15 protein-coding genes are annotated in these 15,695 nt (G+C 45.3%); 4 read left to right on the forward strand and 11 right to left on the reverse strand.

Translation table 11 applies throughout. From position 1 onward, the window contains the following. Positions 1 to 134: 134 nt before the first annotated feature. Positions 135 to 509, forward strand: coding sequence for a LysR substrate-binding domain-containing protein (locus AR383_RS08165; protein WP_083481545.1), 375 nt, complete (start codon positions 135 to 137; stop codon positions 507 to 509). A 195-nt stretch (positions 510 to 704) separates the two neighbouring features. On the opposite strand, the gene AR383_RS08170 is transcribed toward AR383_RS08165, so the two are convergent. Next, positions 705 to 1,454, reverse strand: a complete 750-nt coding sequence (locus tag AR383_RS08170) for a hypothetical protein (RefSeq protein ID WP_055732688.1) — start codon at positions 1,452 to 1,454, stop codon at positions 705 to 707. Between the two features lie 236 nt (positions 1,455 to 1,690). Between AR383_RS08170 and AR383_RS08180 the strand changes: the two genes are divergently transcribed. Beyond that, positions 1,691 to 2,799 (forward strand): IS3 family transposase gene (locus AR383_RS08180; RefSeq protein ID WP_157051611.1). Its coding sequence is split into 2 segments (ribosomal slippage): positions 1,691 to 1,940 and positions 1,940 to 2,799, totalling 1,110 coding nucleotides; the frame shifts between segments, so codons are not numbered across the junction. On the opposite strand, the gene AR383_RS08185 is transcribed toward AR383_RS08180, so the two are convergent. The 4 genes from AR383_RS08185 to AR383_RS21500 form a co-directional block, all read right to left on the reverse strand. Then, the gene (locus tag AR383_RS08185) at positions 2,796 to 3,110 is read right to left on the reverse strand and encodes a hypothetical protein (protein WP_055732689.1); all 315 of its coding nucleotides are present in this window, start codon (positions 3,108 to 3,110) and stop codon (positions 2,796 to 2,798) included. The genes AR383_RS08180 and AR383_RS08185 overlap by 4 nt on opposite strands. Continuing rightward, entirely contained in the window at positions 3,110 to 3,448 is a 339-nt protein-coding gene (locus AR383_RS08190; protein ID WP_157051675.1) for a hypothetical protein, read from the reverse strand. Before AR383_RS08190 ends, AR383_RS08185 begins: the two co-directional genes overlap by 1 nt. Positions 3,449 to 4,133: 685 nt before the next feature. Continuing rightward, positions 4,134 to 5,311 (reverse strand): IS3 family transposase gene (locus tag AR383_RS08195; RefSeq protein ID WP_157051634.1). Its coding sequence is split into 2 segments (ribosomal slippage): positions 4,134 to 5,041 and positions 5,041 to 5,311, totalling 1,179 coding nucleotides; the frame shifts between segments, so codons are not numbered across the junction. A gap of 60 nt (positions 5,312 to 5,371) precedes the next feature. Further along, entirely contained in the window at positions 5,372 to 5,524 is a 153-nt protein-coding gene (locus AR383_RS21500; protein ID WP_157051676.1) for a hypothetical protein, read from the reverse strand. A gap of 169 nt (positions 5,525 to 5,693) precedes the next feature. On the opposite strand from AR383_RS21500, the gene AR383_RS08205 reads away from it, so the two are divergent. Then, positions 5,694 to 6,536, forward strand: coding sequence for a BrxR family helix-turn-helix transcriptional regulator (locus AR383_RS08205; RefSeq protein WP_055732691.1), 843 nt, complete (start codon positions 5,694 to 5,696; stop codon positions 6,534 to 6,536). Between the two features lie 496 nt (positions 6,537 to 7,032). On the opposite strand, the gene AR383_RS08210 is transcribed toward AR383_RS08205, so the two are convergent. From AR383_RS08210 to AR383_RS08235, 6 genes are all read right to left on the reverse strand, one after another. After that, positions 7,033 to 7,434, reverse strand: coding sequence for a hypothetical protein (locus AR383_RS08210; RefSeq protein WP_055732692.1), 402 nt, complete (start codon positions 7,432 to 7,434; stop codon positions 7,033 to 7,035). After that, positions 7,431 to 8,339: a lysozyme family protein gene (locus AR383_RS08215; RefSeq protein WP_157051677.1), complete on the reverse strand. Its 909-nt coding sequence runs from the start codon at positions 8,337 to 8,339 to the stop codon at positions 7,431 to 7,433. The genes AR383_RS08210 and AR383_RS08215 overlap by 4 nt, the downstream gene beginning before the upstream one ends. Before the next feature lie 170 nt (positions 8,340 to 8,509). Further along, on the reverse strand, positions 8,510 to 11,395 hold the full coding sequence (gcvP, locus tag AR383_RS08220; RefSeq protein WP_055732694.1) for an aminomethyl-transferring glycine dehydrogenase: 2,886 nt from the start codon (positions 11,393 to 11,395) through the stop codon (positions 8,510 to 8,512). Positions 11,396 to 11,502: 107 nt separating this feature from the next. Next, the gene (gcvH, locus tag AR383_RS08225; protein ID WP_055732695.1) at positions 11,503 to 11,895 is read right to left on the reverse strand and encodes a glycine cleavage system protein GcvH; all 393 of its coding nucleotides are present in this window, start codon (positions 11,893 to 11,895) and stop codon (positions 11,503 to 11,505) included. Positions 11,896 to 11,971: 76 nt separating this feature from the next. Beyond that, on the reverse strand, positions 11,972 to 13,063 hold the full coding sequence (gene gcvT / locus AR383_RS08230; protein ID WP_055732696.1) for a glycine cleavage system aminomethyltransferase GcvT: 1,092 nt from the start codon (positions 13,061 to 13,063) through the stop codon (positions 11,972 to 11,974). Between the two features lie 400 nt (positions 13,064 to 13,463). Continuing rightward, positions 13,464 to 14,360 (reverse strand): LysR family transcriptional regulator, encoded by an 897-nt coding sequence (locus AR383_RS08235; protein WP_055732697.1) that lies wholly within the window; start codon positions 14,358 to 14,360, stop codon positions 13,464 to 13,466. 210 nt (positions 14,361 to 14,570) lie between these two features. Between AR383_RS08235 and AR383_RS08240 the strand changes: the two genes are divergently transcribed. Continuing rightward, complete coding sequence (locus AR383_RS08240; protein WP_055732698.1) at positions 14,571 to 15,692, forward strand: efflux RND transporter periplasmic adaptor subunit; 1,122 nt, start codon at positions 14,571 to 14,573, stop codon at positions 15,690 to 15,692. Positions 15,693 to 15,695 lie beyond the last annotated feature (3 nt).

Genomic DNA, 15,695 nt, shown 5'->3' on the forward strand with positions numbered 1-15,695 from the left:
ATAAGCATGTACATGAAACCGAAAATAGTTTGAAATAAACCAATAATCTAAATACAACAACCTCTTCATCATTAAGCAGCCTTGTTAAACAATTCAGCGCATAAAGTGCAGCCCACCATGGCCTTCCCCATTTTATCGAACTAGCCCAGCACAACTGCCTGGCGTACCCTTTTACCTCCAGCAATACCCTTGCCCATTGGTCGCTCTCATCGCCAGATGGCGACAAACATACGGTGATTTTTGAACCTAAAGGTAATGCCGTATTTAACGACGACGCCAGCATGTTGCAAGCGGCCATGCAAGGTGTGGGGCTAATCAAACACTTAGACTTATGGGTAGTAAAACAGCTTAGAGAAGGCAAGTTAGAACGAGTTCTCACGAAGTGGTACAGCCCCTCCCCAGGGTTTTATCTCTACAATCCTTCTCGTGAAAATATGCCACGCAAGATCCGCGTATTTATGGATTTTTTAATAGAAAAACGCGAGCTGCTTAAACGCCACCAAGGCTAAGTTTGCTAAATCGGTAAAGTCATAATTGTGAGAGGCTTTGATAACTCCCACAGATTGAAATTACTCAGTGATCACATGTCATCTGCCTGTTGTTATGACACTGAGCCTGGAACTCATTTGTGGACATAAGTTACTTAGTGTAAAAGTACTATTTGGTAACCTTCGAATTAGAGTTTGTAGAGGTAACGTCAGAGATCAGCGGCGGCTAAGCAGTCCGTCTGAATCATCTTGTTGGGCGTGATTTGCACAAGGCTTCATACCCTCCTTCATACAATGAGCATCATGCGACTCCATTCTGGCCAAGAATCTAGGCAAAGACACTCCCTCAGGCAGCGTCAAAGACCACGGTTTCTCAGGAACAGTAACCAGTGTTTTGCTGTCACCGTCGCCAACAACGTGATGCAAAAGAATCCGTTCTATTCGCCGATTACATATCCCAATAACATCCATGAGATACTCATCCATCGCATCCATGACCTTTGCCAGGACGGCGTGAGCATCCTTAACATCCCAAACCTCTGGATTCTTGGCAATTCCCAATCCAGACCATCTCTGAGAAACACCTATAAAGTAGGCCTCCCCCTCCTTCTCAACATTAGTATTCTTTGATCTCTTCGGGTGCACATAATCGTTACGTAATTTTGTTAGATCAGCAAATACCTGGGCACATCTGCCACCGCGCGAAAACGACCCTTTGTTTGAAAGATCAGCGCATAGTTCGAGCTTGGCCATCGTCGTCAGCTTCTCAAGATCATTCTGAAGTGACGAACTCATCCCCAATTCAACCAAGAGGCTATTTGCTAGAGATTCCACCATAAACGGGGCGTGAATGATAGAAGACCTGGCAATCGCGTTTCTGACAACTAGGGCCTGATCATCCGCGGCCCACAATAAGTGCACAGCAGTCAACATGAGTGGAAACAAGGGCTGTATCTGAATGTGCATTGATCGCCTCGTATGCCCAACGTCCACATAAAAGGCCGACCGACAGGGGGGCCAGCGCAACGAAGTGGAGCATTTTTTGATGTGTTTGTTAGGTGTTTTCATTGTTTATTGGCGCGAAAGCATTATAGCTTGGATTATTTTCGCCTGAGCCCATCTGGAAAAGGTATTGTCCACTTCCCCTAAAATGACACAAATTTAAATGGAGTTTTCTACACTCATTAACGTAGGAGAACGCCATGAAAAAATCACGCTTTACCGAAACGCAGATCGTCAACATTCTCAAAGAAGCTGACGCGGGGATGAAGGTCGAAGATATCTGTCGTAAACACGGAATGAGTAACGCCACGTACTATAAGTGGAAATCTAAGTACGGTGGCATGGATGCTTCTGAACTCAAGCGAGTCAAAGAGTTGGAAGAGGAAAATTCGAAGCTGAAAAAGTTATTTGCCGAAGTCAGTTTGGAAAACCATGCGATGAAGGAACTCTTCGCAAAAAAGGGCTGGTGACAGCAGAAAAACGGAGCTGTGCCCAATTATTGGTCGGTGCCGGCTTGAGCATTCTGAAAGCCTGTACCTTGGCTGACATCAGCCGTTCAAGTTATTACCGGCCATTAGTCGATTGGCGTCAAAGGGATGCTGCTGTCATTGATGCGTTGAATTCTGAGCTTAAGAAGTCCCCCAGAGCGGGCTTTTGGAAGTGCTTTGGCCGACTGCGTTACAAAGGGTATCCATTCAATCATAAGCGCGTTTATCGCGTGTATTGCCAAATGGGACTCAACCTTAAACGGCGGGTTAAACGAGTATTACCGAAGCGAATTGCGCAACCATTACAGGTTGAAGCGAAAGCCAACTATCAATGGGCCTTAGATTTTATGCATGACGGACTTTATTGCGGGAAACGCTTCCGCACACTTAATGTAGTAGATGAAGGTACGCGGGAATGCCTTGCCATTGAGGTAGATAGTTCATTGCCAGCAGAGCGCGTTGTACGCGTACTTGAGCAAATTAAAGCTGAGCGTAGTCTACCGGTTCAATTACGAGTCGATAACGGGCCTGAGCTTATCTCGGCAAGGCTGACAGATTGGTGTGAACAGCACCATATTCAACTGGTTTATATCCAGCCAGGTAAGCCTCAGCAAAACGGATTTGTGGAACGTTTCAATGGCTCGTTCCGTCGAGAATTTTTGGATGCGTATTTATTTGAATCGCTAGAACAAGTCCGAGAAATGGCTTGGTTCTGGCGTTTGGATTACAACGAAGAACGAACCCATGAAAGTCTCGGTAATTTGCCACCGGCTGCTTACCGAGCAAAACTGGAAAACTCTACTTTAGAACTGTCTCATTAATGGGGAAGTGGACAGTATAGATTCCGATCTCCAACTAGCTTGATGGTATGAGCATTGAGAAGATTGACCACTTCCATACGCCATTTTGGCAGAGACGATTGATAGTAGTCATAATCTACTTTTGAGCCAAATGGGTTGTCGGAGTGCAAAATTGCTCCGCATTTTTCATAAACTTTTACGAAGTTTTCCTTGGTCAGATAATCATCAGGGCGATCATCCCAATCCATTTGTACGCCTGCCGTTTGGCTTGGCCTTTGAATTATTGGTTTTGGATAAAAATCTGGATTAACTCGGCCCATATCTTTAAGCATTAATGATGCATTCCAATACTTAGAGAATTCTGATGCTGTTTAGAAAATTCATCGAGATTAGCGACCAAAGAGCCAAAAGCTATTAATTCAAGAATTTTCCTAAGCTGTAAGCATGAACTTTCGATCGTAGTAGGCACATAAAACGCGTGGGCCTGCTGAGAAAGAAACGCGTCAATAACTTTTGTTCTTCGCTTTATTTCAATAAGAAGTGCTCTGTATTTATCTTGCGCTTGAGCCATGCGTACACCTAACAATGTATTACCCGGACTTCTCATTAAACCCCAGCCATTTTTACCTAGGTAAAACTCATTCCAAGTAAAATTAATTAATAATGACAATAACTTACCAGCAAAAACTGAAGTTTCACAGCAATTATTGATAAAAAACAAAGCGAGAATAGATTTACCGCGCCAGATTTTGGCGCGGTAAATTTAATGGCATCACAACAAAACTTGTAAACTCATAAAGTTGTAAAAATAGGCAAAAACGTTTCACACTCTCGACAGTCAAGATTACGCTTTTCAATTCCCTCATCTTCGCCGAGTAGCGCAAATGAACAAGGGAGAAAAGTTGAAGTCTGTTTGAGCGTAGTGTTTACTTCAACGCCCTTGTTAATGAGGTGAAAGCTTGGACTTATCTATAACACACTGAAAAACAGTTATGATCATATATATTCGAGTTGGAAACCGTCCACACCTCCAACTCATTGGTTTACATCAATTTCAAAAATCAGTTACAGCTATCCTAGTTGGAAACTAACGGCACTTCGTACATGAAGGAAATCAAGTTAGAAACAAAACTCAACACTTTGAAATTTATGCATAATCAGCTGGAGCACCAGCGAGTAAACCTTCCGCAGCAGCGCATTATTAAGCATTTTCCTTAGCCTTAATAAAATAACTATTTTCTAAATATTTATACCACTCTTCAAATGATTCATCCTCCCTCTGAGGATAGAACTCCTCACCATTTCTAAACAGCTTGCCACCTATCAAATAGTGAGAGACTCTTATAGTGTAGTGGTCAAGTAAAACTGGCCACGGTTTTATAGTTTTTCCAGTACAACTCTTCAGCCTGATTCGGTGGCAACATCTTGTTGTGCTGATGTGGCCTGACTTGGCTGAAATACCCTACGATATAATCCGTTATGGCGTGCTTGGCTTCTAAAAAAGTTCGGTAGCCTAGCTCTGGCATCCATTCTGTCTTCAAACTTCTAAAGAAACGCTCCATCGGCGCATTATCCCAACAATTACCACGGCGACTCATGCTCTGTTTGATTTGATATCGCCATAGCAACTGTCGATATTTAACACTCGTATATTGGCTGCCTTGGTCTGAGTGAAACATTAGTCCTTGAGGCTTACCTCTCAGTTCATAAGCCATCATCAGCGCCTTGCTAATAAGTTTACTGTCAGGGCTCAAAGACATTGCCCAACCAACAGGTTTCCTTGCATATAAATCCAGTACAACCGCTAAATAAGCCCAACGATTCCCAGTCCAGACATACGTGATATCACCACACCAAACTTGGTTAGGCGCATCCACCGTAAACTGGCGAGCAAGAACATTGGGTGCAACAGGATGCTCGTGTGTCGCTCGTTTATAGCGATGCTTTGGTTGTTGGCAGCTAAACAACGCAAGTTCACGCATCAAGTTGCTAGCGACATAACGGCTTAAGGGTGTACCTGTTTGCGTAACCATTGCTGCAATAGTGCGAGCTCCCGCAGAACCTTCACTCACTTCAAATGCTTCTCGAACTTTCTCTTTAAGCACAATGCGATTCGGTGTTTCGCCGACCGCTTCATCACGCCAATATTTGTAACTACTTCGATGAACACTGAATAGCTGACATAAATGATTAGCGGGAAAGCTCTCTTGAAGCCGATGAATTAACGCAAACCTTTCAGCTCGTCCGACATCAAGAGAGCGGAAGCCTTTTTTAAAATGTCTTTTTCCATTTCAAGGCGTTTGACCTGCTTTTCTAGCTCACGAATACGGCGTTGCTCATCCGTCATGGGTGTCGCCTTAGGTGATTCACCACGGCGCTCTGAGCGAAGTTGTCGCACCCATTTATCCATCGTTGAGTTACCCACGCCCATGGCTTCAGCGGCCTCACGAACGCTGTAATTTTGGTCTACAACAAGCTGGGCAGCTTCTAGGCGAAATTCGGGGCTAAAGTTAGGTCTTCTTGGTTTTGTCATTAGTTCACCTGTTTTGTCTCTGAGGTGAGTCTATCACCTCTAATCAGGTGGCCAAATTCACTATGCCACTACATTTGGCTCATCACCAAACCTCTGAGCAAGTTCAACTATAACCGGGTTTTCTTCGGTGATTTCCTCTAAAGAGAGCAACTGAGGGTCGTAAGACCTTGCGATTTCATACAATCGCTCTTTACTATCATTTGTCCACTTCATAAGTCCTCCCACTGAAAACTCTTTAGCTGTCTGTTATCACAAAGCATTATTTTGCTGCGCTATCATGCCTTAAAGCACTCTGTATACATACTAACCAGAATCATTTGATTTGCAAGAGTGTATTTATACAGTTTATAATGATGCTAGGAATCAAATTGAGGATCTCATTGTGAATAAACTTGAACTCGTGGACTTTTTGTTAATGTTTACAGGGAAAGTAAATCGAAATGAGTTGATGGAAATTGCAGACATTTCTATTGCTACAGCAACCAGAACACTGACGCAATACAGAGAAACGTATGCAGATAACATCGAATATAACATTGGAAAGAAGCGATACGATGCCACTAGGCAATTCAGCCCAGCTTTTACTCATAATTGCATAAGCGCACTTAAAGCAATGGCCTATGGCCAACGCTTAGAGCCCACAAAACTGCTAACAACAATAGGACCAGACTCAATCGCTTCTATTGATGTGAGTCTAAATACAGATTTGGTATCCAAAATATGTAGGGCTATATACGCTGGGCACGCCTTGAAAGCTGCCTACGTATCGTCAACAGAAAATTACAAAAACCGAGAGCGACTTATTCTCCCAACTGCCATCTTTGAAAGCAGAAATAATTGGTATGTAAGAGCATGTGACTTAAGCGATAACACTACTTATAAAAACTTTAAGTTAATACGATTTAATGATGCAAAAACAGCTGAATTCAATAAAGAAGTACCTGATGACATTGAATGGCGAAGTAAGGTCACTTTAACCATTGGACCCCACATCAAACATCCAAATCCAGAAGCGTTAAAACTCGATCTCGGTTTGCTCGACAAACCAGTTGTCAATCTCATTGTGTCTGAAGCCTTAGCAGGATTTGTTTTAGCTGAGCTTGGGGTGGACTCATCAGCCAATTCAATTTTAAACCCATTTCACTTTCAATACTGCTTATTGAACAGGTATGAATTAGAAAACTTAAATTCCCTAATACTGGCCCCAGGGTTTAACGAAAAATAAACAAGCACATGATTTACGAGTAAAATTAAACGTATCAAATAACACGAACGGCACTGGCTATTAGAAAATTCATTTGAGATACATTGCTAAAATACTTTAGCATGTGATTTGTACAGACAACTCTCAAAGTCGCTTTTGGGCTTAACTTCTGGAAACTATTATTTCAACAGCCACTATTCAAAGGAACTCTCAAAATTTTTACCTGAAACCGTTTAGGGCAAAAATGTGATAAAAAAAGGCGAGCCATTCGGTTCGCCTTCTTATTTAGTTAGTTTCCAACTTCAATTGCAGTTTCCAACTTTGATTACGCGGTTTCCAACTTCAATTGTCGTTATCAAGTTATTTTATACTCTTACCACCCTTCCATCGGCAAGCATGAGCAAAATAAATTCCTATCCCCAAAAACATCGTCGATGCGATTAACCGTGGGCCAGAATTTGTTTTGTTTTACCGCTTGGCTGGGGAATACCACCAGTTCGCGGCTTCTTCTATCTTCTTAATCCATATCCTTGAACATACAAGCCGGCTCACCAATCGTTGCCTTGGTAATAGGTATTTGACAATCCAAGTAATAGGACATCAAGTCTAAGGTCACTTCTAAACCCTGAGCTGTAAATTTGGGAGAAAGATAGTCTACCGCCGCAGCGTCTGTTCTTACGTCTACGGAGTTTCCTTGCTGATCTGTGTAATTACACAGAGTTTTTGAAGCACCAGTACTTTCTAAGCTCAGGGTAATACATGGTTGTTCTTCTGTGTTGTATCTTAAGTAGCTTACGGTTTCATTTCCCACAATTCCAACCAGCTCATCTCTTGCTTTCAAAACTTCATTGTCTTGAGTACATGCTGCACCAGAAAACAATACTGAGCTAAACGTAATAGTTTTTAATAGATGTTTCATGGCGTAACCTGAGCTGATGAAGCGCTAGAAATTGAATTGGCGAATTTACTCCGAGCTTTAAATCGCTCGTAGGGTACTAAAGCCCATTTAGAACGGTCATTAAACAACAACTTCAAGGCTGCTATATCCCCTTGAGCTAGAGGTTTTTGTAAAAACTTTCGGGTTACACTCGAATAATCTCCCCGATACGTTAAATCAATAAATAGTTCTAATAGAGAACTAGGTAAAGCCCCCCAATTAACAGAGCCATAAGCTGCAACGGTATCTGCTTTTTTGCATATACGAAGTACTGTTTTTTCCTTTTCTCCATATGCAATATTAAACAGCGCCAATTGAACCTTGGGGCTGACTTCAAAATCTAAAAGGTCGTTGGTGATGATGAAGTCTTTCGCAGCCTTTCCTTTTAATCTAGCACCAGCAGCTACTTTCATAGCTTCTATAGAGCCGATGCCAGCTTTCATCAGCTGGGAGGCAACCAAACTAGCCGACTTATCTTTCATGTCGTACCCTCGGCCTATTGTTAAGCCAGAGTTGGAACTAGGGACATGGAGTAACCGGCTATGGAACATTCCACCTTCGTGCCCTTCAGCCACCCAAGTTAATAAGCCTTTTTTAGGCGCAGTAAGCGATTGAACGGTAAAACCAGCTTTAAGGTGCTCTAGCAACTTCTTAAAAGTAGCGCCACCTACAGAAACCAATCTATCGGGCTTAGCCATTCGTCCAACATTTTTCTGGAATTCTTCTATTAATTTCAAAGTTGTAGCATCAATACTACCATTCATTGGTAACGCCACTTGTTTAGTTTTTCGCGCGTATGGATTTAACAACGCTTTGATCAGATAAACATCAGAGGGAGAATTTTTACCTCTTTCGCCCACAGAGCCATTCATTAGTAACGAAATCAAGAGTCAATCCTAAGTATCTTGTTAATAGTCATTATCCAGACAAACTACCCCACCATTAATGACAAAGTCAACAACAATGAAATTGTACTATAAACACATCAAACGAAACAAAAAAGGCGAAACATTGCCGCTTCGCCTATACTAATAACACACTGAAAAACAGTTATTTTCTACTCTTGATACGCTTCCATCGGCAGGCAACTACAAAATAAATTCCTATCCCCAAATACATCGTCGATGCGGTTTACCGTGGGCCAGAATTTGTTTTGTTTTACCGCTTGGCTGGGGAATACTGCCAGCTCACGGCTGTAGCTATGCGGCCACTCGGCGTCGGTGAGGTCGTCCAAGGTGTGCGGCGCAAATACCAAGGGGTTGTCTTGCAGGCTCCACTCGCCGCTTTCTACCTTGGCAATTTCGGCGCGTATCGCCAGCATCGCGTCAATAAAGCGGTCTATCTCGGCTAAAGATTCCGACTCGGTAGGCTCTACCATTAGGGTACCCGCTACTGGGAAACTCATAGTAGGCGCGTGAAAGCCGTAGTCATTCAAGCGCTTGGCTACGTCCATTTCGCTAATGCCGGTGGCTTCTTTGAGTGGGCGCATATCAATAATACATTCGTGCGCCACTCGGCCATTTTTACCGCTGTACAAAATCGGATAGGCTTGGCCTAAACGGCTAGCTAAGTAGTTAGCATTTAGAATGGCGATTTCTGAGGCTTGGCGCAAGCCTTGGTTGCCTAACATGGCAATGTACATCCAACTAATGGGCAAGATGGAGGCGCTACCATAAGGCGCTGCCGATACCGCTGGGTTGGCGTGGCTGGCTTTGCCATTATCTACCACGCTATGGCCCGCAACAAACGGCGCCAAATGCGCTTTTACTCCAATTGGGCCCATGCCAGGGCCACCGCCGCCATGCGGAATAGCAAAGGTTTTGTGCAGGTTAAGGTGGCTTACATCGGAGCCGATAAAGCCCGGTGAAGTAATGCCTACCTGAGCGTTCATGTTGGCGCCGTCCATGTACACTTGGCCGCCATTATCATGAATAATTTGGCAAATTTCGCGAATGCTTTCTTCGTATACCCCGTGAGTACTGGGGTAAGTAATCATGATGCACGACAACTGTTCGGCCAGCTCTTCGGCCTTGCTGCGTAAGTCGTTCATGTCTACGTTGCCGTATTTGTCACACGCCACTACCACTACTTTGAGGTTGGCCATTTGAGCCGAGGCCGGGTTAGTGCCGTGGGCAGAGCTAGGAATTAAACAAATATTACGGTGATGGTCACCGCGGCTAGCATGGTATTTTTGAATCGCTAACAAACCCGCGTATTCGCCTTGTGCGCCAGAGTTAGGCTGCATACATACCGCATCGTAACCGGTTATATTCACTAGCCAATCTTCTAGCTGTTGAATCATCGCGTGGTACCCCTGCGCTTGCTCGCTAGGACAGAACGGATGCATGTTGGAAAATTCGGGCCAGGATACTGGGATCATCTCGGCGGTGGCGTTTAACTTCATGGTGCAGGAGCCTAGCGAAATCATCGAATGATTGAGCGCTAAGTCTTTACCTTCTAATTTGCGAATATAACGCAATACGTCGGTTTCGCTGCGGTAACGGTTAAATACTTCGTGGCTTAAAATCGGCGTATCGCGCAATAGCGTTTCCGGCAAGCAGGTTTCGCCCTTCACTATGGCGTCTAGGCGCGCCGCGTCTAAGCAGTGGCCTTCGCCCAGTAATACGGTGAATAGGTCATTCACGTCACTGGCGGTGGTGGTTTCATCCAAGCTTAAAGCGACTCTATCCGTTAAATCTAAGCGTAGGTTAATCTTGAGTGCTTTAGCGCGACCAATTACAGCGTCTTTATCCGCTACTTTTAAGCTTAGCGTATCGAAGTATTGGCCATGCTCGGGAACTAAGCCTTTAGCTTCTAAGCCATGGGCCAAAATCGCGGTGAGGCGGTGAATACGCTGGGCAATGGTACGCAAGCCATCTGGGCCATGAAATACCGCGTAGAACGAGGCCATATTAGCCAGCAACACCTGCGCGGTACAAATATTCGAATTGGCCTTCTCGCGGCGAATATGTTGCTCGCGAGTTTGCAGCGCCATACGCAAAGCAGGCTTACCACGGCGATCTTTAGAGACACCGATGATCCGCCCCGGTAGTGAGCGCTTGTAAGCATCACGGGTGGCAAAGAAGGCGGCATGCGGGCCACCGTAACCCATTGGCACACCAAAGCGCTGAGCACTACCTAGTACCACATCGGCACCCATCGCGCCCGGTGATTTTAGCAATACCAAGGCCATAATATCGGCGGCTACCGCCACAATGCCCTTGTTGTTATGCACTTGTTCAATCAGTGGCTCTAAATCGCGCACCCGGCCAGTGGTGCCGGGGTATTGTAGCAAAGCGCCAAATACATCGTGCTCGGCCACGCTTTCAGCGGCACCTACCACGATATCAAAGCCAAAAAACTCGGCTCGCTCGCTCACCACGTCAATGGTTTGTGGGTGCACGTCGTCGGCGATGAAAAATAAGTTAGATTTTTTGTTTTTAGCTACCCGTTTGGCTAAAGCCATGGCTTCGGCAGCGGCGGTGGCTTCGTCTAATAAGGAGGCACTGGCTAAGTCGAGGCCACTTAAATCGAGGCTGATTTGCTGAAAATTAAGCAAGGCTTCTAAACGCCCTTGAGCAATTTCGGGTTGGTAAGGCGTATAAGCGGTATACCAGCCGGGGTTTTCGAGTACGTTTCGCAAAATTACATGCGGCACGTGAGTCGGGTAGTAACCCATTCCAATGTAGTTACGCTGCACGCTGTTTTGTTTCGCTAACTTGGCCAAGGCCGCCAGCGCTTGTTGCTCGCTAAGACTGTCACCAATGCTTAATGGCTGAGCGAGGCGAATCGCTTCCGGCACGGTTTGCTCAATCAACTGTTCTACAGAAGCCACGCTCAGCTGCTCAAGCATGGTATTAACTTCGGTTTGATCGGGGCCAATGTGGCGGCGAATAAAATCTTGATTTTGCTCTAATTCGGTTAACGGCAAAGACGGGTGCATGAAACCATTCCTGTAAAAATAAACTAACTACATCGTATTGTTGGCGAAGGGCTTGGAGTAAATACAAAAAAAGCGCTCCGACCAGCGGAGCGCTTTTTTATTGAAGCTTAGTCTTCATCTTCGATGCTGGCGGCGTAATCTTCCGCCGATAACAAGTTGTCTAACTCGCTTTCATCGCTGGCGCGTAGCTTAAACATCCAGCCGTCGCCGTAGGCATCGCTGTTTACCAACTCTGGAGAGTCTTCCAGTTCTTCATTAATTTCTAAAATTTCACCACTAAGCGGGGCGTAAATATCAGACGCGGCTTTCACCGACTCCGCCACTGCGCAATCGTCGCCGGCGTCAATTTCGTCGCCCACATCCGGTAGGTCAACAAATACCATGTCACCCAACAATTCTTGAGCGTGCTCACTAATGCCAACGGTGTAAACGCCGTCACCTTCAGAGCGCACCCATTCGTGAGTGTTTGCATAAAGCAGATCGGCAGGGATATCAGCCATAATTCCTTTCCTCTATAAGTTCTAACTTAAAGTGTTAATTTAAAATAAAGCTACAAATAAAATATTGTTGTTCGGCTTACACTTTGGCGCCATTTCGCACAAATACGGGTTTCACTACTTTCACTTTAACCTGTTTTTTGCGCATTTCCACTAAGGCTTCGTCAACATCGCAATTGGCGATGCGGGCTAAGGCAATACTCTGGCCCAAAGTGGGAGAAAAGGTGCCGCTGGTAATCACTCCGGGTAGCGCTTCGCCAAACTCGTTCACCACGGTCACCGCTTGGCCAGCACGCATCACGCCTTTGCTTTCCATTAACAGCCCAACTAGTTTGTCGGTGCCTTGGGCTTTTTGCTCCTCTAGCGCCTTACGCCCGATGAAGTCACGATCTTGCGGCTCCCAGGCAATGGTCCAGCCCATGTTAGCCGCCAAAGGCGATACAGTTTCGTCCATGTCTTGGCCGTATAAATTCATGCCTGCTTCTAAGCGTAGGGTATCGCGAGCACCTAAACCACAAGGCTGCACGCCCTGCGCTTCTAAGGCTTTCCATAAGGCAACGGCCTGCTCTTGTGGCAGTACAATTTCGTAACCTTGTTCGCCGGTATAACCGGTGGTGGCAATAAACAAATCGCCGGCTTGTACACCAAAGAAGGGCTTCATGCCTTCAATTGCAGCGTTTTGCTCGGCGCTAAGCACTTTAGCCGTAAGCGCTTTAGCTTGTGGCCCTTGTACGGCAATCATCGCCAATTCGGGACGCTCGATAATACTCACAGCATACTCGCTGGCTTGTTGGTTTATCCAAGCTAAGTCTTTTTCACGGGTGGCTGAGTTCACCACTAAACGGTAGTCTGTTTCGCTAAAGTAATAGGTAATCAGGTCGTCAATCACGCCACCTTCTGGATTAAGCATGCCGCCATACAAGGCCTTGCCTTTGGTGGTGAGTTTGGCCACGTCGTTGGCCAGCAATTTACGTAGGAAGGCTTGGGCTTGCTCGCCCTGCACATCAACAATGGTCATGTGGGAAACATCGAACATACCAGCCATGTTACGCACCGCATGATGTTCTTCTATTTGCGAGCCGTAATGAATGGGCATTTCCCAACCGTGAAAATCAACCATTTTGGCGCCCGAATCGAGGTGCGCCTGATGAAGTACCGTTTGCTGTGTCATTTGCCGTTCCCTTTATGCTGAAGAGCCGAAGCCGATTAGCCCCTGCTAATGCTGAACAATTATAGCTAGATGCCGCCAACAAGAAAGCCTCAAACACAAACTGAGCTAATCTATAACTTACACATTTTAATTACATAGACTCAACAGCGGGGTGACATAGTAGGGAAATAAACAGCATAAAAGCGTAAAACACACTGTTAAAACCAAGAAAAACAAGTCGATCAAACTAGCTTTTAGCGTGAGTGACGGATTTAGCTTTATTAGAAAGGGGCTAAACAAATCATAAAAACATTAGTTAATCTAATGCGGTAGAAAAAAATTAATAAAAATAAATCAAGCTTGAGCCAGCTAATTCAGCTAGCCCGGTTGGATCAAAAAGGCGCTGCAAAACGCCAGTTTATTAGCATTCAATAAAAATATGGTCGACTTCTTTCACTAGGTAGTCGATTAAGGCTCTGGCGGCTGGTGATAAGCTGGTACGGGTGGGATAAACCAACCAACCGCTTCCTGCCCGCGAGTCGGTCTCGGGTAACAAATGCACCAAATGACCCTTATCCACTTCGGCTTCTACCAAGCGGTGCGGTTGATACACTAAACCTTGATTTCCCAAGCAGGCGCGCACCAACATCGAAAAGTCATTCACTATCAACCTTCCCTTCGCCTCAAAACTGCGACCCTGACACAGGGGAAAGCGTTTAGCTAACTTACCATTGGGTTGGCGATGAATGATAAACTGATGCTGCATTAACTCTTCTTCGGTGCGTGGAATACCATGTATAGCCAAATATTCGGGGCTGGCATAATAACCAAACTTAACGGTTTTTAGCTGGCGGGCGATCAGGTTAGAGTCTTCCAAGCTCGCACCAACCCGCAACGCTACGTCAATGTTGTGTTCAATAAGATCGCGCTCGTCACTGCTGGTGATAATCTCAATGGCTACCTTGGGGTGCATTTCCATGAAGCGAAAAATAATGTTTTCAAACAAATCAATACCCGGCAGCGGCAGTAAATGCACCCGTAACTGAGCACTCAACTCAACCGACTCTTTCACCAAAGATTCCACAGTAAATTCTAGCTCGTTGATAATTGATTTACTGCGCTGATAAAACAGTCGGCCATTTTTCGATAGTGTAATTTCACGGTGATCCCGATGAAACAATTTCACCTGCAATTCGTTTTCTAAGTTCTTTAGCCTGCGGCTTAGGTTGGACTTAGGCAGGTCTAATAGCTCTGAAGCCTTAGTCAGGTTGCCCGCATCAACAATAAAGTGAAATAACTTTATATCTTCTGTTTTCATCAACCGTCCTTGATAAGTTGTTCACAAATTTGACTTCACCACAAGCTTAATATTACTGTAAAAATAAGGCCTAAGCCGCTTAAATTAGGGTTTACACAGCATAACAGCATTGTTCCATTATATAGAACATTGAGTTTCGTTTGCTCAGGTTCTTTCGTCTATATGGCCTCCCTATAATGTCTTTTATTTAAACGACTAAGGGAAGAGATCTTGAACGTCAAGCCATATTCAATACTTACCGTAGCCATTGTCAGCTTATTGTTAAGCGGTTGTGACCTAGCCACCAAAGCCGAAGCTAAAGATGTTAACCCAGCCAAACCGCGCCCGGTAAAGTTGATCGACATCGACCAAACGCTACCTGCTCAGCAACGCAGTTTTCCAGCTAAAGTATATGCCAGCCAACAAGCCGAACTGGCCTTTCGCATTAGCGGTGAGCTCAATCAGCTGGATCTAATTGAAGGGCAACGCGTAACTAAGGGTGAGGTTCTATCTGAACTAGACAAGCGTGATGCGCAAAACGCCCTACTCACAGCGGAAGCAAATCACCAATTGGCTGCAGCCGACTTCAAACGTAAGCAAAGCCTGCTGGATCGTAAACTGATTTCGCCAGCTGAAGTGGATAGTGCGCGCGCCACCTTAAAATCGGCCGAAGCCAACCTACGAGCACAGCGTGACCAACTGCAATATACCAGTATTTACGCCCCCTTCTCTGGGGTGGTAGCCAAGGTGCATACCGATAACTACCAAATGGTGCAGCCACATCAAGCGATTGTCACCGTGCAAAATACCGATAGCTTCGAACTTAAAATTGAGTTGCCCGAAGCCATGTTGCACCGCTTACAAAGCTTATCCTCTTTGGCACACACCCAAGCCTTTGTCGATGTAGCGAAGTTTGGCTTTGAGCAGCCTCTGCCCATCCAATATCAAGAGCACAGCAGTCTAGCCTCACAAGGCACCCAAACCTATCAAGTGACCTTTAGCTTTATTCCGCCAAAGGGTTTGCATTTGTTACCGGGCATGAGTACTTCGGTGCTAATAGACTTGCCAGAAACCGACGACAGCAAAACAGCGATAGCGATTCTGCCGCTCAGTGCCTTGGTAAGAGAAGGCCATAGTAGCGCACTTCAAAGCAGTACCGAGGCTTCGGTATGGGTTTACCAACAAGATAAACAAACCTTGAAACGCCAAACCATTACCCTGGGTAATGTGCTTGCCGATGGCGTGGAAGTGTTGTCGGGCTTACACCACGGTGACCGAGTGGTGGCGAGCGGCGTTAATAGCTTAACCGGCAACGAAGCCATTAAACCGCTGCATTGGGTTAGAGGTGTATAAGCC

Source organism: Agarivorans gilvus, assembly GCF_001420915.1.
In the GTDB taxonomy this organism is placed as follows: domain Bacteria; phylum Pseudomonadota; class Gammaproteobacteria; order Enterobacterales; family Celerinatantimonadaceae; genus Agarivorans; species Agarivorans gilvus.